Source organism: Terriglobia bacterium (assembly GCA_035712365.1).
Classification (GTDB): Bacteria; Acidobacteriota; Terriglobia; order UBA7540; family UBA7540; genus SCRD01.
Window position 1 is genome coordinate 90904 of the sequence record DASTAW010000003.1, and the last position, 21038, is coordinate 111941.

At 58.1% G+C, this 21038-nt stretch carries 20 protein-coding genes and 1 pseudogene; 17 read left to right on the forward strand and 4 right to left on the reverse strand.

Translation table 11 applies throughout. From position 1 onward, the window contains the following. The first annotated feature begins 54 nt into the window (after positions 1 to 54). The 3 genes from VFQ24_01105 to VFQ24_01115 all read left to right on the forward strand — a co-directional run bounded on the left by VFQ24_01105 (position 55) and on the right by VFQ24_01115 (position 2133). A complete protein-coding gene (locus VFQ24_01105) occupies positions 55 to 459 on the forward strand; it encodes a spore germination protein GerW family protein (protein HET9176939.1) in 405 nt (134 codons plus the stop codon). Positions 460 to 661: 202 nt separating this feature from the next. Then, positions 662 to 1141 (forward strand): hypothetical protein, encoded by a 480-nt coding sequence (locus tag VFQ24_01110; GenBank protein HET9176940.1) that lies wholly within the window; start codon positions 662 to 664, stop codon positions 1139 to 1141. Positions 1142 to 1425: 284 nt separating this feature from the next. Then, positions 1426 to 2133: an outer membrane beta-barrel protein gene (locus VFQ24_01115; GenBank protein HET9176941.1), complete on the forward strand. Its 708-nt coding sequence runs from the start codon at positions 1426 to 1428 to the stop codon at positions 2131 to 2133. Between the two features lie 132 nt (positions 2134 to 2265). Here the strand turns inward: VFQ24_01115 and VFQ24_01120 are convergent, their stop codons facing one another. Beyond that, entirely contained in the window at positions 2266 to 3207 is a 942-nt protein-coding gene (locus VFQ24_01120; GenBank protein HET9176942.1) for a YihY/virulence factor BrkB family protein, read from the reverse strand. Positions 3208 to 3678: 471 nt separating this feature from the next. Between VFQ24_01120 and VFQ24_01125 the strand changes: the two genes are divergently transcribed. Both VFQ24_01125 and VFQ24_01130 read left to right on the forward strand, forming a co-directional pair. Continuing rightward, complete coding sequence (locus tag VFQ24_01125) at positions 3679 to 5043, forward strand: Gfo/Idh/MocA family oxidoreductase (GenBank protein ID HET9176943.1); 1365 nt, start codon at positions 3679 to 3681, stop codon at positions 5041 to 5043. A 556-nt stretch (positions 5044 to 5599) separates the two neighbouring features. Beyond that, positions 5600 to 5890: pseudogene (locus tag VFQ24_01130) on the forward strand (septal ring lytic transglycosylase RlpA family protein). Between the two features lie 314 nt (positions 5891 to 6204). Here VFQ24_01130 and VFQ24_01135 read toward each other — a convergent pair. Further along, on the reverse strand, positions 6205 to 6423 hold the full coding sequence (locus tag VFQ24_01135) for a hypothetical protein (protein ID HET9176944.1): 219 nt from the start codon (positions 6421 to 6423) through the stop codon (positions 6205 to 6207). A gap of 51 nt (positions 6424 to 6474) precedes the next feature. Then, on the reverse strand, positions 6475 to 7071 hold the full coding sequence (locus VFQ24_01140) for a hypothetical protein (protein ID HET9176945.1): 597 nt from the start codon (positions 7069 to 7071) through the stop codon (positions 6475 to 6477). A 184-nt stretch (positions 7072 to 7255) separates the two neighbouring features. On the opposite strand from VFQ24_01140, the gene VFQ24_01145 reads away from it, so the two are divergent. From VFQ24_01145 to holA, 10 genes are all read left to right on the forward strand, one after another. Continuing rightward, positions 7256 to 9244 (forward strand): hypothetical protein, encoded by a 1989-nt coding sequence (locus VFQ24_01145; GenBank protein ID HET9176946.1) that lies wholly within the window; start codon positions 7256 to 7258, stop codon positions 9242 to 9244. A gap of 399 nt (positions 9245 to 9643) precedes the next feature. Beyond that, positions 9644 to 9934 (forward strand): GYD domain-containing protein, encoded by a 291-nt coding sequence (locus tag VFQ24_01150; protein ID HET9176947.1) that lies wholly within the window; start codon positions 9644 to 9646, stop codon positions 9932 to 9934. Between the two features lie 490 nt (positions 9935 to 10424). Continuing rightward, on the forward strand, positions 10425 to 10940 hold the full coding sequence (locus VFQ24_01155; GenBank protein ID HET9176948.1) for a transposase: 516 nt from the start codon (positions 10425 to 10427) through the stop codon (positions 10938 to 10940). A gap of 527 nt (positions 10941 to 11467) precedes the next feature. Beyond that, positions 11468 to 12421: a site-specific DNA-methyltransferase gene (locus VFQ24_01160; protein HET9176949.1), complete on the forward strand. Its 954-nt coding sequence runs from the start codon at positions 11468 to 11470 to the stop codon at positions 12419 to 12421. Between the two features lie 8 nt (positions 12422 to 12429). After that, on the forward strand, positions 12430 to 13161 hold the full coding sequence (locus tag VFQ24_01165) for a PaeR7I family type II restriction endonuclease (protein ID HET9176950.1): 732 nt from the start codon (positions 12430 to 12432) through the stop codon (positions 13159 to 13161). Positions 13162 to 13681: 520 nt separating this feature from the next. Continuing rightward, a complete protein-coding gene (locus VFQ24_01170; protein ID HET9176951.1) occupies positions 13682 to 14101 on the forward strand; it encodes a heme-binding protein in 420 nt (139 codons plus the stop codon). 471 nt (positions 14102 to 14572) lie between these two features. Further along, entirely contained in the window at positions 14573 to 15127 is a 555-nt protein-coding gene (locus tag VFQ24_01175) for a sigma-70 family RNA polymerase sigma factor (GenBank protein HET9176952.1), read from the forward strand. Next, positions 15124 to 15501: a hypothetical protein gene (locus VFQ24_01180; protein ID HET9176953.1), complete on the forward strand. Its 378-nt coding sequence runs from the start codon at positions 15124 to 15126 to the stop codon at positions 15499 to 15501. The genes VFQ24_01175 and VFQ24_01180 overlap by 4 nt, the downstream gene beginning before the upstream one ends. Positions 15502 to 15507: 6 nt before the next feature. Beyond that, the gene (locus VFQ24_01185; GenBank protein ID HET9176954.1) at positions 15508 to 16176 is read left to right on the forward strand and encodes a DUF4252 domain-containing protein; all 669 of its coding nucleotides are present in this window, start codon (positions 15508 to 15510) and stop codon (positions 16174 to 16176) included. A gap of 175 nt (positions 16177 to 16351) precedes the next feature. Then, entirely contained in the window at positions 16352 to 17404 is a 1053-nt protein-coding gene (gene holA, locus VFQ24_01190) for a DNA polymerase III subunit delta (protein ID HET9176955.1), read from the forward strand. Positions 17405 to 17462: 58 nt separating this feature from the next. On the opposite strand, the gene rpsT is transcribed toward holA, so the two are convergent. Next, positions 17463 to 17726, reverse strand: coding sequence for a 30S ribosomal protein S20 (rpsT, locus tag VFQ24_01195; GenBank protein HET9176956.1), 264 nt, complete (start codon positions 17724 to 17726; stop codon positions 17463 to 17465). Positions 17727 to 17800: 74 nt separating this feature from the next. On the opposite strand from rpsT, the gene hpt reads away from it, so the two are divergent. Further along, complete coding sequence (gene hpt, locus VFQ24_01200) at positions 17801 to 18349, forward strand: hypoxanthine phosphoribosyltransferase (protein ID HET9176957.1); 549 nt, start codon at positions 17801 to 17803, stop codon at positions 18347 to 18349. 82 nt (positions 18350 to 18431) lie between these two features. Continuing rightward, positions 18432 to 21038: a DNA mismatch repair protein MutS gene (gene mutS, locus VFQ24_01205; protein ID HET9176958.1), complete on the forward strand. Its 2607-nt coding sequence runs from the start codon at positions 18432 to 18434 to the stop codon at positions 21036 to 21038.

Below are 21038 nucleotides of genomic sequence, written 5' to 3' on the forward strand. Positions count from 1 at the left end.
TGGCAGGGCGTTCGTGCTGGAAACATAAAACATTCACGGAGACAGGAGGCAATCATGAATCCGGCAGAGGAGATTCTCAAAGGTTTGATCGGAGAACTCAAGGACATGGCGAAAACCGAAACCATTGTCGGCGCTCCCATCACCATGGGCGAATATGTCATCGTGCCCATCTCCCGCGTTTCGCTGGGAGTCGGAGCGGGCGGCGGAGTCGGCGAGTCTGACGGCAAAGAAAAAAGGGGCGGTAGTGGTCAGGGCGGCGGCGGGGGCGGCGGCATCCGGGTGCATCCCGTGGCTCTGGTGGCTGTCCACGGCAGCGAGTTGACCGTGCATCGTCTCGGGGCCGGCGGCTCCCTCGGGCGCACGGTCGAGCGCATGCCTGACGTTCTGGAAGCGACGCTGGAAAAGGCCTTTGATCTGTGGCAGGCCCGCAAAGGCAACGATCAAAAGCAGGGTTCCTGAAGGCATGTCACGACTAGATATTCTATAATAAGTTAGATATGCGCAACCCAACAATTATGAATTATGAATGATAAATTATGAATCAAGTTTTCACGTGGAGACGCAGGTTTTACAACGTTTCGCTTTATACTTCATAATTCAGAATTCATAATTTCTTGCCCGGCGCTTCCTTTGGAGGTGTGTCATTCGAGCGTCGTTTTCCGTGGTGGTTCGGCTGATCGCGCTTCTACTCTTCATCAGCGCGTTCGCGCAGGAGCCGGCCCAGACCATCCACGGCACCTGGATCGCCACCGCCGGCAAGGGGCAGACCCTTCAGGGAACGTGGGCAGGCAGCGCTCTTCCCGAGCACACCGATGTGGCCCAGGGCGTCTGGTCGCTGGCCACCGCTGGAGAGATTGTTATCCGGGGAACCTGGCGGGCGGAGAAGGACAGCCGAGGATGGCAGGGCCACTGGACCGCCCAGACCGAGCGGGGAGAGTCTTTCGCCGGCTCCTGGGGCGCCGACGTCGAACACTGGCAAGGCAAAACGTTTCAGGACTTGCTGACTTTGACGCTTCAGCAGGAAGTCTCCGGCTGGTGGCAGATCGGCGCCCGGCAAGGCAACTGGTGGCTGAAGGGCTCGACGAATCGCCAGCATAGTCCACAAGTTTCCGGCCCTAAAGGGCGCCCGCTAAAGCGATAAACTTCCGGCCTGCGGCTCCCGCACCCGCGACCTTCGAAATTGTTGCGCCGTTATCCCTCAGAACCACTGCCCCGCTGCCGCCCGCCATTGCGCCCATTGCCCACAAAATCCAGCTTTGTCGGAAAACCCGAACGAGCTTTTTAGACTCAAATGACGGGACCGGCCAATCGCGTGTAGAATTCCTATTCCCCCACGTTGCACTGGGGAGAAGCCGGCCCGCCGAGGATGTCTCTTTGCCCGGCATCACCAGAACACGCACCACCCAGTTGATCGGAGGCCCGCATTTGAGCATTCGCAGACTGCTTCAGGGATTCGTTATCGTTATTCTTCTCGGCGCCGGCGCCGCGGCCCTGCGCGCCCAGGACTATCGCGTGTTCATCGAGGGCGGAGTCTCCACGCTGTACGACAAGCACTATTACAACGTTTACGGCGCAGCTTTCGGGTCAACCTACAGGACGGGCAACAACTTTACCGCCGGGGGCGAATATCCCATCTTCAAGACCCTCAGCGCGGAAGGGTCGTACAGCGTATTTCGCAACAATCTGGCGGTCACCAACTTCATCAATTCCACCACGCCCAACGACCAGATTGGATATGGCATTCGGGGCCAGAGAATCAGCATCGATGCGAATGCCCACTCGGCGAAGCCCATCAAGGGCGTGCGGCCCTACCTGGCGGTGGGGCTTGACCTCAACCGCTTTTCGCCCACCAGCGGAGGCTCGGCGCGGGCGCAGACACCCGGATTTAACGGCGTGCCCGGCACGGTCCTGAAGTCGGATGACCAGTTCGGATACAATTTCGGCTTCGGCTTCGACATCAGCCTCACCCACATGCTGGCTGTCCGGCTTGACGCTCGTGACCACCGCTTTGGCTCGCCCACTTACGGCCTGCCCGGGTCCGCCAGTTCAGCTTTTACGGCGTACTTTCCCATCAAGGGCACTGTCAACAACCTCGTCTATTCCGCCGGCATTGTCGTCCACTTCGGAAAGTGACTTCAAGCCCGCATGACGGTCGCGCCCGATCCCATGGCGCCGCTGTGCAGGAGTAGCGGCGCGTTTACTGCGCCACATCTGCAAATGGCGGCTTAAAGCCGCCGCTACGGAGGCGTCCGGTGAAGGTCGTGTTCAACTGGCCACAAACATGCGCCGCGCGACGTGTTCCGAGTGAAAGGTGCGGGCGGCTTTTTCCAGTTCCGAATCCATCTCCGCCGCCACCAGAAAAATGTAGCTGGTGATGTAAATCCAGGACATGAGGACGAAGAACGTGCCCACGGCGCCGTATGCGCTTTGCGTGGTGAAGTGGCGCACAAAAGCGTTCAAGCCCAGCGTCGAGGGGAACCACACCGCCACCACAAACAGACTGCCCGGGGTCACCCAGCGCCAAGGGCGCTTGCTGTTTGGAAGAATATAGTTGGCAAAATTGACAGCCAGGTTCAGCAGCGCCAGCGGAATCGCCCATCGCAGCACATGCCACAGCGCCACGAAGGCGATGCCGGGCCCGGAACGGGTCCCCAGCCAGTGGCCAATCAGGCCGCCAAAAGCCAGCAGCCCGAACGCCGTCAGGAAGGTGAGCGCGAACACCAGCATAACCCCGCAAGCCAGCAGCCGCCTTCTAAAGCAACTGCGGGTTTCCGTCGCATTGTAGGCTTTATTCAATCCGTCCATCAGACTGATAACGGCGCGCGTGGCAATCCAGATGGAACCCGCCAGGCCAAAACTGAGCAGGCCGCCCCATTCATGGGTCAGGCTGGTGACGGTTTTGAAGACGTAAGGCTGAACGGCGTCCGGGAAATACTGGGTGATCCAGGTAAGCACGTGCGGCCAGGCGCCTGTGAACGGAAGATAGCCCACAATGGCCCCCAGAACAATGAAGAAGGGGAACAAGGCCATTGTGAAAAAGTACGACATCTGGGCGGCCAGGTCCTCGCAGGCATCGTGCACCATGGCTTCCCACACCCGGCGCAACCACACGCGCACCGGCAGATTGCTCTCCAGGCCAACCAGCCGCGTCCAGGGCAACCCGTGCATCTCTGCAGGTCTGAGGTTGCCTTCTGGGACGCGAGGCAAACTTCCTTCCTGTTGGGGTTGGGTCAAGGGAGGGCCGCTCCTGGAATCGGCATTCATTTCCGGACCAATAGTTGCCGCGGAGGGCTTGCGCCAGGTCCGCGGTCCTGAGACTACCTCTTATTATACGTGGCCCACCGCTTCTTCTGCGCTCGAACCAGAGTGCATACTTATCCGATTGGTTAACGGGGCCGGCTGGCGGAGACTGCTAAAAATGCACCGCGCCGGCCCAATCTCGTTTGTAGCGCCGCCGTCCCGGCGGCAATTTTCAGGGCCAGTCCCGCTTGGCGGGACCGGCGCTACGGAAGTCCGTCACTCTACTATGCAATCCTCATTAAGAATCTGCTGATTGCCTTTATCGAAAACGCTCGCAGCGCCGTTGCCTTTCACCTCGTCGAATGATGTACAATCGAACATACTTCAAGGCCTGTAAACACTGGTTCCCGAATCTCAAACAGGGAGGGGCCGTTCACCATGGCAAAGAGCGGTTTTTCACGACGCGAATTTATGCGTACCTCAGCAGGAGCGGGCATCGTGATGGCAGTCCCGCCATTCCTGCTGAAGAACGGAGATGCCGCAGCATCGCCGCCATCCACCGAGACCGTCCGCTTTGGCATGATCGGCATTGGAATGGAAGGCTCCGGCGTGCTGGAAACTTCGATCGGCCTTCCAGGCGTCGAGTGCGTTGCTGCGTGCGATCTGTATGACGGCCGCCATACGCTGGCCAATGAAATCATCAGCGGAGTCACAGGCAAGACGGTGCCAACCACCCGCCGCTATCAGGACCTGCTCGACAACAAGGAGATCGACGCCGTGGTGGTCGCCGTTCCGGACCACTGGCACGCCAGAATCATTGTGGATGCCTGCAACGCCGGCAAGGATGTCTATTGCGAAAAGCCCATGACTCACAAGGTGGAAGAAGGATTCCAGATCATCGCGGCGGCGCAGAAGGACAATCGCATTGTACAGATCGGCAGCCAGCGGCGAAGTTCCATCCACTTTGCGAAAGCCAAGGAACTCATCGAGCAGGGCGCCATCGGCGAAGTCCGGTTTGCGGAAGCCGTCCTGGGCCGCAACTCTCCCTGCGGCGCGTGGGTGTATCCGCCTCCGCCAGATCTCTCACCTCAAAACCTGGATTGGGATACCTGGCTCGGCGACGCGCCCAAGCGCCCGTTTGATCCCATACGCTTCGCGCGCTGGCGCGCCTTTCGAGACTACGGCGAAGGTTTGCCCGGCGATCTTTTTGTCCACACACTGACCGGCATTCACTATGTAATGGGCCTGGACGCGCCTCCCCAGCGGGCGCAAACTTACGGCGGTCTTTATTACTGGAAAGACGGACGCGACTTCCCGGACCTGATGACCACGCTTTACGAATATCCGAACCTGCAGGTCGCCGTGTTGATGACTCAAATGACCAATGTCGATGAGGTGACCCGCTTCTTTGGCACGCGCGGCATCATCGAGGTGTACGGCGATGGCGACCGTCTGACCATTGCGCCCCAGGATGGCAGGGACAGCGGGCCCTGCTACTACGATTCGAGCTTTCCAGCGAAGATGCGCGCCGCCTACGAAAAGGAGTGGCACACCAGGAATGATGCGAAGCTCGAAACCGCCAAGCCAATCGAAGAGCACGCGTCATACAGCTATCCACCGGGCTACAGCGAATTCCGCCATCACTTGTGGAACTTTTTCGAGTCAGTGAGAACGCGCCGGCCGTCGGTGGAGGACGCGACTTTCGGCAACAACACCTCCATCGGCTGCCACATGGCCAACTATTCCTACTTCCATAAATCCGCCGCGGTGTGGGACGCCGCCAGTAAGACCATAACCGGCTAGTGAAGATACGACGCTCGGGAATAACCGTTACCACGCCCTTTGGAAAAGAGCGCTGGCGACGGGAAAGCAGATTCTCCATCGTCCCGCTGAACTGTGACGAGACTCCTCAGGATGATGGTAGGGGCGTGCGCGGTCCTGCGAAATGTCCCCCGCATTGCCCCCAGCGGAGTACACCTCTAACCTCAATGGATTTAGCCACTTCCGCACCACGATTCCCTCATCCGGTCCGCTGATTACCAGTTGATTAACGTAGTAAACAGGATAATTCCCGGCTGGATTCAGGAGATCGCCGGATTGTTAGACCTGTAGCCTCGGATTATTCTGCTCACCAAGGGTCCCGCTATTTAGCACGAATTAGCACGAATCATTTCGACACTGTGGATCGCACGTGCACACAAGGTACGACGAGTGCCTTCTTCTGCGGTGAATGAGCGGAGGTCGAATGAGGAAGCTGATGATGGGGTGTACGGTGGCGGCCCTTACCATGATCGCATCGCCATCCGAGGGAAGGCGAGCGGCAATGAATCCGCTCAAGACGCCCTACCCTTCGATCCAGAGCCAGTATGGCGTGGCAAGCTGGTACGGCGCCGAATTCCAGGGGTTGCCGACTGCCAGCGGACCGCCCTTCGACATGAACGCCTTGACCTGTGCCCACCGCGAGCTGCCCCTGGGCACCCGCATCCGAGTGACTGATCTGATGAACTTGAGATCTGCGGTGCTGAAAGTCAATGATCGCGGGCCGTTTGTCGGCAACCGGGTCCTCGATGTCAGCCGTGCTGCCGCAAAATGTCTGGGCTTTCTCGGGGCTGGCCTCGCCCCTGTCCGGATTGAAGTGGTCAATTATCCGGGGCAGTGCGTCGGCATCAGGCCCGTCCCAATGATGGTGGCCGCCGCCAGCGGGCCAACGCCTCAATAAGCCGCGGCCCTGTTGCTGAGGGTCCTCTCGCAGGGAAATGGCCCTGCTTTCGAGAGAGCGCGGATTCATCCGCATGGTCCACGGACGCTTGCGCGCCGGGACGACGATCCAAAAATCAAGGCTGGGCGGGAGGGGATGTGCCCAGCCTTCTTTCCAACGGGGGACCCAACCGTTAGCCCCCGTATTCACACAACCACATGGTCCGTGCTCAGGCTGTGTAAAATCCTGGGTCTTTCATCGCTAATCTAATCAGCCACAACTCCAGCGCCCGAATTGGCTGGCCTGCGGGCAGCGGCATGGCCCTGCGCCCCTTTAGCTCGCGAGGTCCGTGTGCGCCGGACCATCAACAGTGCCTGCCCCACCACCACAAAGGCCGTCATCAGCGCCAATGCGATCAGCAAGCCTCCGGCCAGGGCGCTTGCAGTCGCGAGGACCACATCACTCAATAGCTTCCCTGTTGCCATGTCGCCCTCATCCCAGCCTGTCGAACTTGCGGTAGCCTGGCTTGATTACCGTCACTTCGCCTTTACCACCAGGGATGCGCCATACAGGCCCGCTTTTCCAGTGATCTCACTCATCGCCTGGAGGTCAGCCTGACGGCCGCCCACTGAAAGAACCGAAACCGAGTTCCAATGGATTTCCCACTTGTCTCCGTGCCGCATGGCTATTCCTAGAACTTCGCTGCCGGCAGGAATCATCACCGTATCATCTGGAAACACGTATGACTGCGCCCGCGCCAGGACCGTGGCTTGCCCCAACCCGCCAAACCGGGCCGACTCAATCTCCACCGGGATCAAAGTCCCCTTCGGTATGGCCTTCAATCCCCTGGCAGTCTTCGAAATCGTGCCCTGCAACTTGCCAAGCCAGGTCGCCTGGGACGTCTGCGCAACCAGTTGGTTATGCCCGACGCCCTGTGAAGTAGCTTGCTCTGCGAGGTTCTGGACTTGCTCGCCGGCCAGCCAGAACCGTTTATAGCAATACATCGTCGCCAGGACCAGCACAACTGCGAATGCCCATTCCTGCAGCAGCCAGAGCCTGGTATGCCTTTCCTCGCGCACCCTGGGGACCCGTTCCTGATCTTGCGTCGATAGACAATCTGCGTGTTTCAACATGAGTGAACTGTAATATCAGGTATTCCTGCGCGCAATAGTACCGCCGTACCAGTTATCGCGCTGATATCCTTCATAATTCAGAATTCATAATTTCTTTCGCCCGCCACTCACCACTATTCACTATCCGCTGGTTTTTGGTGGCTTTTGCGCTATGCTGTGTTGATCGGATCGCAGGAGGCGTCGCATGGCTCTATTTTCCTGGCAATTGTCCCGGCGGAAATTCCTTGCTGGCGGCACGCTGCTTTCCGGGTTGGCAGGCGGAATGGCCGGCCGCCTCCGGGCGTTTGCGCGTGGTTCGGATTCCGCAATGCCGCGAGATCCTGACGAGCCTTCGCGCGCCGCGACGAACGCCGCAACTGATGCAGGCATGAACGTCTGGGCCATCAATGACACTGTGCGTGTCGATCCCATCCGCAACCGCCCCTTTGAAGAGAATCTCAGCCTTTTTCCGGACGGCGTCCGCTCCGGCTACAAGCAGTCCAATCTGGTTTGGGACGCGGCTGCGCGGCGCATCAAACTGAAAGCCGCGCGCAATGAGACGGTGGCATTCCAACTTGTGATCGAGCGCACCGGAGCCAAGCTGACCAGCGTGAACGTGGCGCTGGCTGATCTGGCCGGGCCGTCTGGCGCCAAAATCCCGCTCGACAATTTCGACATGTTTCGGGAATGGTACGTGCATGTCCAGCATCCCTCGAAGCAAACCTACACGCTCGGCACAGGCTGGTATCCTGACGGTCTGCTGCCCTGTCTTCGCTGGAGCGGCAATCTCTATCCGCACACTTACGTGATGCCGTTCGACCTGCCCGATCCTTTGAACAACGTGGGCAAGGATCAGCAGAGCCAGGCCATCTGGGTCGACATCTATATCCCTCGTTCGCGTGACGCCGCGCCGCCGGGCAAGTACTCCGCGCCCATCACGATTTCGAGCGACCAGGCGTCAGCGCAGTTGACGCTGGACCTTCAGGTGTGGGATTTCGAGCTTCCCGAGGAGAGCCACCTCAAGCCCAGCATTCACACCGACACCGAAATCAACAGCTTCTCCGAGGAGCTGGAACTCAAGTATTACCAGCTCGCGCGCAAACACCGCATTGCGATCTCCTGCCTGGGATACGCCCCGGCCCTGAAGGTGCGCGGCACCAACGTTGAGATTGACTGGAGCAAATACGACGCGCGGCTCTCCAAATATTTCGACGGCAGCGCCTTCACTTCCCAATATGGATATAGCGGTCCCGGCTACGGCGTGCCAACCGAATACATCGTTACCCCGTTCGACGCCTATCCCTGGAACCTCTACAAGATTCCGCGTGGCATCCAGCTCAGCGGAAAAGAGTGGAAGTTCTACGCCCCATGGCCGGTGGCTCCGCCTCGCGAGGGCCCCACGCCCGAATATCGCGCCATCTGGAAAAACGCTTTTCAGGCTTACCAGGCCCATTTTGACCAGCATCCCAACTGGAATAAAACGGAGCTGGTGGTATTTTTCAACAGCCTCGACGAGTCATATGACGATCTGTCGCGCGGCCGCATGTTTTACTTCGGGCAGCTTCTCAAGGAATCGAACGTTCCGCGCCTCCGTTATCGCGTGGACGGTTCTTATCCCAGGGAGACCACCAAGCGCCTGGAAGACATTCTCCACATTGCCAACCTCGGCCTCGACGACTGCACTCCCGAAAACGCCGCGGAATTCAAAAAGCGAGGAATCGAGCTCTGGTACTACGAAAATGACGCCGCCATCACCGACGGTGATGGGCTGAAATGCCGCGCCCTGAGCTGGTTCGCCTGGAAGCAGCACACCGACTCCTGGGACATCTGGGAAATGGATTTCAATTCGCTGCGCGCCTGGCAGTACGCTGCCACATACGACAACCGGAATGGGGCCGGCATGCTGGTCTATCGCGGTGAAACTATGGGTCTGGATGAGCCGGCCGCCAGCATTCGCTTTAAGGGAATGCGGCGCGGCAGCCAGGACTACGAATATTTCTGGCTGCTCGCACAGACTCCGGGCGGCAGAGAAGTGGCGGACGAAGCCGTGCGGCACGTTGTGCACGGCACTTACCAGCCGAGCAAAGTGTCCTTCGGCGCGCCCGGCATGTGGATCCACGATCCCGACGAATGGGACCGCGCGCGCCTCAAAATCGGCGACGCCATCGAGAAGGCCCACGCATCCCCCACGTAGCGGCGGCTTTACGCCGCCATCACGGCCCGAACGTGGCGAGGTAAACTCGCCGCTACTCCTTGAATCTGGAATCTTGGATCTCAAATTCCCCAGGCTACCGCCGCCAGCATTTTCTGATTCTGAAATCTCCAATCTCAAATCTGCGACCCCCGATCGAGGTTCCGCCCCGCCGCCCTTAATTCCCAAACCCGCCTCACTACCACTCATCACTAACCACTGCTTCCTGGTGTCGGAGGTACCACGACGGGTGAGGGGTCTTCAGGAGGGTCGGGCTCCAACCGGCAGAGTAATTCCGGCTTGATTCCATTTCCTCTCGGCGAGAGAATCGAATCACACAGCCGGTCTTCGCTTGTGAATCCTGGGGGTGTGGTTGCGGAAGCAACTGGAAGGAGCAGACTGATGCCTACCTACATCTCTCTCTGCAATTGGAGTCAGCAAGGGATCGAGAAAGTCAAAGAGAGTCCCGCCCGGCTTGACGCCGCAAGAAAAGCCTTTAAGGCTGCGGGGGCGGACCTCAAACAGTTCTATATGACCCTGGGCCGATACGATTTTGTGATCCTCACCGAGGCGCCAGACGAAGCGACAGCCGCCAAGGCGGCACTTAACCTGGGGAAAGCAGGAAACGCCCGCACGGAGACGTTCCGTGCTTTCACTGAAGACGAATATCGCAAACTCCTGGGCAGCCTGTAGAGGGGCGTCCCACGCCTCGGCTTGCCGGGCGCTCTTCATCGGTAACTTAGCCGGTTGGCTCAGCAGAAATCGGAGAAGCAAGGAGAGCAGGTCATTCCTGCTCTCCTTTTCTGTTTCAAGCTTTACTTCCCAGCCGGGCCAGCGTTCCGCCACGACTTGCCTGTCGCCCATCATTAACCACTATTCACTATCCATTGCATTTTTCATCCTTCATACTCCACACGTCATATTCCCCCGTCCTTCAGAATTCCTAATTTTCCTTGGCCACTAATCACTGACCACTAACCCCTGACCACTGCTCTTTTCAATTGCCTCTCGCCCCTGCGCGTGGTATAAATCCATGGAAATTTGCAAGACCCACAGCAAGACCAATGCAGGGTGGGCCTAGCGGCTCGCCCCTCGTGCTTTTATTTGTAGCGGCGGCTTTACGCCGCCATCCGGTTCGAAAGTGGCGAGATAAACTCGCCGCTACGGTGCTACGATTCCTGCGATGTCACCGCCCAGTTTCATTCGTAAACGCAACCGGCTCCCACGTTCTTACTATCTAGGTCGGCAGTGGTACTTCATTACAGTTTGCAGCGCAGGTGGTAGATCGGCCTTTTCCGGCGGCGGTCTTGTAGAACTCCTGCTCGACCTCCTGAGGAGGCAGTGCCACGCGAGCTCATTTGACCTGCACGCCTACTGCTTTATGCCAGACCACGTGCATCTTGAGTTGGCTGGACAGTCTGATGACTCAGACTTGATTCAGCTTCTTCACGATTTCAAGGGCGTAGCCACGGCGCTGGCCCGCCGCCTGGGCGTCCGGAAACTTTGGGAGAGAGGATTCTACGACCACATACTCAGGGAGAATGATGACCACAACGCTGTAGCATGGTACATCTTCAACAACCCGGGGAGGAAAGGTCTCACCCAGGACGCGCGGGATTGGCCCCATTCGGGTTCCTGGATGTTCGACTGGAAAAAGGCAATGGCCCCAATCAAGCCCTACCTCCCACCCTGGAAGTAGCGGCGCACCCGTGCTGCCGTCGTAGCGGCGGCTTTACGCCGCCATCAGGTTGGAACGTGGCGAGGTAAACTCGCCGCTACGCCAGCCTCCATCAAAGCCCCTCTCGCCGTTTGCGTCTCTGTCTTTGTAGCGGCTTCAGAATTCATAATTTTCTTGGGCGACTAATCACTGACCACTAACCCCTATCCACTGCTCTTTTCAATTGCCTTTCCACTTCACAAGTGGTATAAAACCGTCGCAATTGTAAGACCTACAGCAAGACCAAAATTGCAGCCCGTGGCCGTCACAACACGCACGCTGAACAGCCTTCCATCTGTGATATTCTTGGTAGCTGTTTGCGTGACCAGCGATATATTAATTATTCTAAAGACGTGGGGGTAACTGCCGAAACCTAGGTAGGATCGGACGCGAAAATGGGAACTAGGCTTCGCGACGCGAATTCGGCATTGGTACTCAGCCAGCCTGATTGGCCGTTGGTTGAATCGGTTGCTGAAGAGGCTGGCCTGGTCGCCGAGGGTGACCATCTCATGGCAAGCTTTGTTCCGCCGGAGATTGGCCACATCGGTCGAGACCACCAAACGGCCCTGCCTCGTATCGCCAAAGATCCCCACTTAACCCGTTTGATTGACCAGGCTCTCCGGCAAATCCCGACACAACACGTGATTTATTCGGGAGATGCAAGGCGCATGGCTTTCCTCATGCCTGAGAGCGTGCACCTTGTCGCCTGTTCGCCGCCGTACTGGACGCTCAAAGAGTACAGGGAGACGGAAGGGCAGCTCGGCCACGTTTCAGACTACGAGGGTTTTCTGGCAGAACTGGACCGGGTATGGTCACACTGTTACCGCGCACTGGTGCCGGGCGGCAGGCTCATCATCGTGGTCGGGGATGTGTGCCTTTCCCGCCGAAGGAATCATGGCCGCCATACCGTTGTGCCTCTCCACGCTTCGATTCAGGAGCACTGCCGCAAGCTCGGCTTTGACAACCTGCAGGGTGTCTTCTGGCACAAGATTGCCAACGCAGCGTATGAAGTTGAGAACGGTTCCGGCTTTCTGGGCAAGCCTTACGAGCCGAATGCGGTGATCAAGAACGATGTCGAGTATATCCTGATGCAGCGCAAGCCCGGAGGCTATCGCAGTCCTTCAGTAGCCACGCGCGTCATGAGCGTCATCTCGGAAGAGAATTACCAGAAATGGTTTCGCCTCGTGTGGGATGACCTGCCCGGCGCGTCAACAAGGGACCATCCTGCCCCGTATCCCGTCGAGCTTGCTGAAAGGCTCATCCGCATGTTCAGTTTCGCGGGTGATACGGTTCTCGACCCGTTCCTTGGGACCGGGAGCACCAGCATTGCGGCAGCCCGATGCGGCCGCAACAGCCTTGGCGTCGAGATCGACCCGCACTACCGTAAGACGGCGTCTAACCGACTCGCCAATGAGACGGCGGGTCTCTTCAGCAAAGTCACCCTTCAACTCCACGGAGATTAGCGTGCCGAATGGATAAGCCAGATGACAGGGTTCGCGCTGCCGTCAGGTACTTTTGGCAGACCAGAACGAAACAGGCAACCACTCAGGGCAACAAAACCGGAATTAAGGATTATGGCAGCCGAGGGGCAGTGACCGGCGGCAAGCAGATCGATGGCTTTATCAAAATTGTTGCTGATCTGCTCAAGGAAAGCGAGCTTTCTCCGGACTCCATCCACATCGACAAAAAGCACGTGGTGCTTCCAGGATGGTTCCGGCCCTCAAAGGAATGGGACCTGGTTGCCCTCATAGACGGAACGCTTCTGGCAGTCGTGGAGTTCAAGTCGCAAGTCGGCTCTTTTGGGAACAACTTCAACAACAGGACAGAAGAAGCGCTGGGAAACTCGACCGACATCCTCACAGCGTACAGGGAGGGCGCTTTTAAGGGCTCGCCGCGCCCCTGGGTTGGATACCTCATGCTCTTAGAGGACGCACCGAAGTCCCGAAACCTCGTTGACGTTCAAGAGCCGCATTATCCCGTATTTCCTGAATTTCAAAATACGTCATACGCTGATCGCTACCGTATCCTTTGTCAAAAACTCGTCCGCGAAAGGCTCTACGACGCCACCTGCCTGCTCCTCTCTGATGCGGTGGGTGGCCTGCGCGGCGAATATTCTGAGCCCTGCGCAGAGATCGGCTTCCGGAATTTTTCAGCATCACTCACCGCCCACGCCCTGGCATTTGCAAGGGCCCATAGGAAGTAGCGGTGGTTGTTAAGCGGGTAGCCACGGTCAATGACTTGTTGACCGTGGGTCCTTACTGAGGTAAAAGCCCACGGACAGGAGAACGCTGTCCGCGGCTACCGTCTACCGAGCTCCGGAGGAGCGGCAGAATTTAGCCCATAGCGCAAGCCGTTAAAAGGCAGTGGTTGGTGGTTAGTGATGGGTGGTGAGTTGTAGGGGAGGGCTTCGCCCTCCCGCATTGTTTTTACAGCGTGTTTATCCTGCCGTCAGTAAGCGATTATCCGCCTTTTCAATCACCCAATTGCAAATCGCTCAAACATTCAATCGACTGACCCCTCACCCGTCCCGTCCACGCCGGGACACCCTCTCCCCAAGGGGCGAGGGATTTGGCGGGAAGTTGAACGATTGCCAACGGCCGCCACTCCCCGTAAGATGGGCATGGAGGATGTCGCGCCGGGCGATGAATCCTCAGGCGCTGTGGGCCATGAAGCCCGCGCTACAAAAACTCGCCCGCCCGGCAATTCAAAAGGAGGATGCTGGCATGGAAGCACTGAGCACCAAGGACATCAGTTTAGAACAGGCCCTGCTGATCGTTGGGAAGGCAATTGAAAAGGCAAAAGCCATCAAGACCAAAATGGACATTGCCGTGGTGGACGCCGGCTGCAACCTGAAGGCCTTTGCCCGCATGGACGGAGCGTGGCAGGGCAGCATCGACATTGCCATCAGGAAGGCTCGTACCGCGCGCTTTTTTGACATGCCAACGGGCGAGATTGGTAAGCTCTCGCAACCCGAGGGCCCGCTCTATAACATTGAGCATTCGAACGGCGGACTCATCACCTTCCCGGGCGGCGTGCCCATCAAAACAGCCGACGGAACCATTATCGGCGCGGTGGGCGTGAGCGGTTCAACCGTGGAAAATGACCATGAGGTGGCCCAGGCCGGCTCCGACGCCTTGGGATAACATCGTAGGCGAGGGCCCCCGCCCCCGCGCCGGGTTTTTGATTCTAAAATCTCCAATCTGCGATGCACCGAGCGTACGCCGTGCTGGCCCTCCGTCCACGTCATCCTGTGGGACCTGTCCGCAAATCATCGGGACGACGAAGGATTTCCTGCTGCCTGCCAGCAGGTCAGCAAACGACACACATGTAGGCTATCACCCTCAAAACACCCCGAAATGAGACGCATGGGATTTTCGGCATTCGGATTCCAAAAATTTCAAGTTGCTGACAACGCAAAGGTTAAGCGAATTTTGGTTATCTCCATTTTAGGGTCTTTGGAAAAGCTGTCCCATTTTCGCGCACTGAGCACAATTTACACTTGCGAAACATAATCCATTGTCTTCTAGCCTCCCGCAAAAACCAGCCGCGCGCTGGAAGAAAATTGCACCATTCCCTTCCGCGTTTGCGTAATAGAGAATAGACAGGAAGGGCATTTGAGCAGGGTTGCCGAACAGGTTGTTGATGCTGCAATCGCGCGATGCGCCGATGGCGACCATTCTGCCTTCGCCGAGATCGTGCGCGAGCACCAGGCGATGGTTTATAGCGTGGCTCTGCATTTCCTCAAGAGCCCGTCGACGGCGGAAGACGTTGCGCAGGACGTCTTCCTGGAGCTTTACCGCAGCCTCGGCAGCATCAAGTCCGGCGCGCACCTGCGATTCTGGCTGCGAAAGGTCACGTGCCACCGCTCGATTGACCGCGTGCGGCGCACCAAGCCGGACGGAATGCTCAGTCTGGAAGACGTGCCGGAGCCCGCAGAGCTGGACCACACGCGCGATCCGCTGATGGAAGAAAGGCTGTGGAAGCTGGTGGGAACGCTTCCTGACAAGTCGCGAATGGCGGTCATCCTGCGCTACCAGGAAGAGATGGAACTCCACGAGATTGCCCAGGTGATGGAGATTCCAATCAACACGGTGAAGAGCTCGATCGACCGGGCGCTGGAACTTTTGCGCACCAAGCTCACCCGATCGATGGCAGGAGTAAAGGTATGAAGCCGCTTGACGACGAACTTCGAGGTCTGCTGCGGCGAAAAGAACCGCCGGCGGGTTTTGCTGAGCGAGTGATGTCGCGCCTGGAAACAGAGCCCCGACGATTGACGCTCGTCCAACGCCGGTTCGCACTCTTCCGAGGGCCGGTGCTGCGCTGGGCTGTGGCGGCGGTAGTGGTTTGTGTGGCGGTGATGGCCGGCATCCTTCGATACCAGCACCAGCAGCAGAAGCGCGCGCAGGCCGAGCGGGCAAGCCGCCAGGCGATTCTGGCGCTTCGCATCACGAATGAACAGATTGATGCAGCACTGGTACGGGCGCAGCACGTCACCGCGCAAGCGCTGGAGGGTCGTAAAAATCTAAAACAGCAGATGGAGTGATGACTCATGAAAACATTGACATGTTTTACCGGGAAGCAAACCTTTGCGCGCGTATTCTCAGCAGCGCTGCTGACGTCGTGCCTGACGGCATTTGGCGCTGCAGCAGCCTGGGCGCAGAACGCCAGGCTGGACCTCAGCCAGCTCGACAAGCTGGCCAGCAAGGCGTCCGAAGTTACGAACGTGACCCTGGACGGTTCCATGCTGAAGCTCGCGGCGGAGCAGATGTCACAGAAGGCGGCCACATCAAAGTCACAAAACAAGGCCTTCGCGGCCAACATGGTCCAACGGCTGAAAGGCATCTATGTAAAAAGCTTCGAATTCGACCAGCCGGGCGGATACAGCAAAGCCGATCTCGAAGGTGTAACCAAGCAACTTGAGTCAGGCGGCTGGAAAGCAATCGTCCACGTGGAAGAAAAGAAGTCGGGCGAGACCACCGGCGTCTACTTGATGCAGGAAGGCGGAGAGACGGTTGGCATGGCGGTCGTGGCTGCTGAACCCAAGGAGCTCACCGTCGTGAATCTTGTGGGCCCTATTGACTTCAGCCAGCTTGGCAGTCTGGGAAGCCTGGGCGCGCTCGGCCAGCTTGGCGGTCTGGCGGGAAGCATCGGGAGTTCGAAGCCGCAGCTCGAGCACCGGCAACCGACAACCCAGAAGGGACAAGCGGATTCCAATTAGCGCTAATCTCCGACGCGGAATGAGGCGCATTCTCCGCCGATCGCATAAGCCGCGGAGTTTCACTGTCAAGCAGAACGAAACTCCGCGCCTCCCTTTCATCATCCCTGTTACAATCCCTTCGAAAACCAAGTAAACTGATCTGAAGGCAGTCTGAAATTTCTGCTCGGAATGCATAATGGGTCCTGAAGAATTCATTACCGCGATTCGCAAAGGCGGCCTGGCTCCCGTCTATTTCCATTGCGGTCTCGACAGATTTCTCCACCAGGAGTGCCGGGACGCCGTCCGCGACGCGGTTCCGGAGGAGTCCCGGGCCTGGTGCCTGAACGAGATTGAATATCAGCCGGGCATGCTGGCGCGCGAGTTGCAGACGGCGCAACAAATTCCCATGCTGGGCGGGCACAGTTATTTTCTCGTCTCGGACGCCGATGACTTCAGGCACGCGGACGAAGATGATGCCAAGGCGCTTGCCGCTTACCTCGAGAATCCTTCACCGTCCGCAACTCTGATCTTTTCAGCCGTTGAGCCCGACCGCCGGCGCAAGTTCATTCAACTTCTGGAGAAGCAGACGGTGGTTGTGGAAATGCGTCCGCTCTCGATCCGGCAGGCGGCGGCCTGGGCAAAAGAATTCCTGCACCGCGCGGGCGTTGAAATGGACGCCAGACTGGCTGAGGAGATCGCCTCAAAATTCCTGCCGGGAAGCTCATCGCGCGACACCAATCCCCAGGGCGTGAACCTGCTGTGGATGCGCACTGAACTTGAGAAGCTGATCACGGCGATCGATGGAAATACGAAGCTGCAGCCGGATGATCTCCAGATCATCTCGACTTTCCAGGAGGAGCACGAGATCGGCAAGATGCTGCGCGCCATCGCCGATCGGCAATGCGGAGGTGCGCTTGGGTTTCTGCGTTCGCTGGTGGCCAGCAAGGTGGCGGAAACGCTGCTGCTGTGGTGCATTGGCGATCTGTTTCGTCAGGCGCTGAAGTCCAGCGGACAGAGCAGCAGCTTCGGAGGCGGGTGGGGACGGCAGTCAAACCCGTTTGCCACGTGGGAAATCGCTCCAGTGGCGCGGCGCCGATATACTCACGAGGAATTACTGAAAGCTTTGACGCTGATCCACCAGGCAGACCTTGGAATCAAATCCTCGTGGAAAGATTCCACTATTCTACTGGAATTTCTGATCTGGCGAATTACGTCTGCGCCAGGCGACCCAAAACCGACAACCCGCTGAATCGAGTTTCTCAGCAGCCGGCGCCACCCAGAGTCATGAAGCAGGCAGGCCAAATACTTTAGGACAGGGAATTGAAACGCAGGCGCAGCCTCGATTTATACCGGGCGGCCGTGTTGCGGTGAAGAACACCCTTTTGGATCATGCGGTCCAGCATGGAAAGCGTGGGTATCAGCAGGCTTTCGGCGCGCGCCTTGTCCCTGGCGTCCAGCGCCTGGCGAAGCTCGCGGATCTGGTGCCGCATCCGGCTGCGATGGGCCCTGTTCCGCTCAGTGCGTTTTTGCGTCTGCGAAAGACGCTTCAGAGCAGATTTATGGTTTGCCACACATTCTCCTTTGCAAAAGCAATATAAACTTTAACAGAGGCCCCGGATACCCGTCAACGGCGAGGACTGCCAGAATGGACCATGGCGCATCAGATAAAGCTCCTGAAATTCTACTCTCAAGGCACGAGATCGAGCAGCGGGTCCGTGAACTTGCGGTCGAGATCGCGAAGGACTATCGGGGTTCTACGCCGCACCTGATTGGCATTCTAAAGGGAGCCTGGATCTTTATGGCTGACCTCATCCGCCACCTGGATATCGACGTTACCATCGATTTTCTGGGAATCACCAGCTACGGCTCCAACGCACATTCGTCCGGTGAAGTCAAAATCACCAAGGACCTTGACAACAGTATTAACGGCCGTGAGGTTTTGATTGTTGAGGACATACTGGACACAGGGCGCACGCTCAGGTATCTGGAGGAAGTGTTATCCGCGCACAAGCCGCACAACCTCCGCGTCGTAACTTTGCTGGACAAGCGGTCGCGCCGGGTTGTTCCTGTGAAGGCGGACTATGTCGGTTTTGAAATTGCCGACGTTTTTGTGGTGGGTTATGGTCTCGACTTCGATCAGAAGTATCGGCAACTTCCCGACATTCACGTGCTCCGAGGGGAACGCTCGCGCTAAAGGCCTGATTCCAGCTACTAAAAAAACTCTAGTGTACCGGCGAGCATTGAGCACGGTATAATATCCGCCGCCAACCATACCCATGAGCGAATTTTCCACTCCACTGATGCGCCAGTACAACGGAATCAAGGAGCACTATCCGAACGCGCTGCTGTTGTTCCGTCTGGGGGATTTTTACGAACTTTTCTTTGAAGACGCCATCGTCGCAGCGAGGGAACTGCAGATCACGCTCACTTCCCGCAACAAGGAAAAAGGAGTTGCGGTGCCGATGTGCGGCGTTCCCTATCATGCCGCGGAAGGCTATATCTCCAAGCTGATCCGCCGCGGTTACCGTGTGGCCATTTGCGACCAGGTTGAAGATCCGCGCAAGGCAAAAAAACTGGTGAAGCGTGAAGTCACGCAGGTAGTGACGCCGGGTACGGTGACGGGGTCCCAGGTGTTGGAGCCGCGGGACCACAACTATCTTGCAGCCGTGGCCGAATCGAATGACGCTATCGGCCTCGCGTTTGCTGATCTGTCCACGGGCGACTTTCGCGTTACGGAGATCGCCGGGGAGGGCCGCCAGGAACGGCTGATCGAAGAGCTGGTCCGGATGCGTCCTCGGGAATTACTGCTGGCCCCAACCGCTTCCGTTCATTTCTCTCCGGAGTCCGACCCACCGATCACTGAGACCCGCTTGGAGGAGTGGGTTTTTGGAGGAGAATACGGAGAGAGACTGTTGAAGGACCATTTCGGAGTGGTCTCTCTGGCGGGCTACGGCATGGAGAGCCATTCGCTGGCTGCCGGCGCCGCCGGAGCCATCTTCCATTACATTCGCGACACGCAGAGGGGCTCCCTGTGTCATTTCGATACGCTCCGCTTCTATCAAGAAAACGACTCGCTGGTCCTTGATTCCGCCACGCTGCGAAATCTGGAATTGATTGAACCTCTGACCGGCGGCCCTCGCCATGCAACATTGCTCGCCGCGCTGGACCGGTGCGTCACTTCCCTGGGCGCGCGCAAACTGAAGATCTGGCTGCTGCGGCCTTCTACTGATGCCGCTGAAATTGAAGCTCGCCTGGACGCCGTTGAAGAGCTTTCCACCACCACGATCGCTCGCGAGGAAGTTCGGCGGGTCCTGAATGGTATCCAGGACCTGGAGCGCATTCTCGGCCGCGTATCTCTGGAATCCGCAAACGCCCGCGACCTGCTGGCCCTGAAGGCGTCGATCGAGCAGTTGCCGCTGGTTCGAACGTACCTTGAAAGCTTCAACGCCAGACGATACCGGGAACTTCACGAGCGCATGGACGAGTTGAGGGACGTTCACGATTTGCTCGATCGCGCCATCCACCCGGAACCTCCGGCGCTGCTGACGGAGGGCAATCTCATCCGGCCAGGCTACCATGCCGAACTCGATTCCCTGCGGGAAATCAGCCGCAACAGCAAACAGCTCATCGCCGGGATCGAAACGCGCGAGCGCCAACGCACCGGCATTAATTCCCTGAAGGTGCGCTTCAATAGCGTCTTCGGCTATTACATCGAAGTCACAAGGGCCAACCTTCACATCGTGCCCTCTGATTACCAGCGCAAGCAGACTTTAGTAAACGCGGAACGCTTTTCCACGCCGGAATTGAAAGAACTCGAGGCCAAAATCCTGGACGCCGAGGAAAGGAGCCAGACGCTCGAGCGGGAACTGTTTGTGGAAATCCGCCGGACAGTCGGGGCTGGAGCGCGCAGAATTCGTCAGACGGCCCAGGCGCTGGCCGAGCTCGACGTGCTGGCCTGTTTTGCGCACCTGGCAGCGGAAAGAAACTACCGCCGTCCGGAATTTTCCGACAACGGCGAGATGGCGATCTTCCAGGGGCGCCACCCGGTCATCGAACACATCATGACCAGGGAAGAGGCGGGGCATTTTATCCCGAACGACCTCTACCTGAACCCAATGTCCGACATCCTGATTATCGTGACCGGCCCGAACATGGGTGGGAAATCAACCTACCTGCGCCAGACTGCGCTGATCGCCCTCATGATGCAGATGGGCAGCTTCGTGCCTGCCGAGCGCGCCAAGCTACCCATTTTCGATCGGATATTCACTCGCATTGGAGCTTCCGACAACCTGGCGCGAGGCCGCTCCACATTCATGGTGGAGATGACGGAAACGGCCACCATTCTGAACACCGCGACGCCGCGCAGCCTGGTGCTGCTGGATGAAATAGGCCGGGGAACAGCAACATTTGACGGCCTGGCCATCGCCTGGGCAGTCGTCGAGCATCTGCTGATGCACACGCGCGCCCGGACGCTCTTTGCCACGCACTACCACGAATTGACCGAGCTCGAAGACCTGCTGCCGGGCGTCCGCAACTATCACGTTTCGGTCAAGGAGTCCGGTTCGAACGTCATCTTCCTTCGCAAGGTAGAACCCGGCAGCGCCGACAAGAGTTATGGGATTGAGGTCGCGCGGCTGGCCGGTCTTCCTGCCCATGTTGTGGAGCGCGCGAGAGAAGTGCTGAAGCGACACGAGCAGAGTGAACACGCCGTCAGTGGAAAGCTGACCGAAAGAAAACACGAACCCAAAGACGTGCAGTTGATGATATTTACTCCCTTGAACTCTGAAGTCGTCCAGGCCATTGAACAGGTCGATCTGGACAATCTGAAGCCGCTCGAAGCCTTGAATCTGCTTGCCGAACTCAAGAAGCAAATCCAGTCGTAA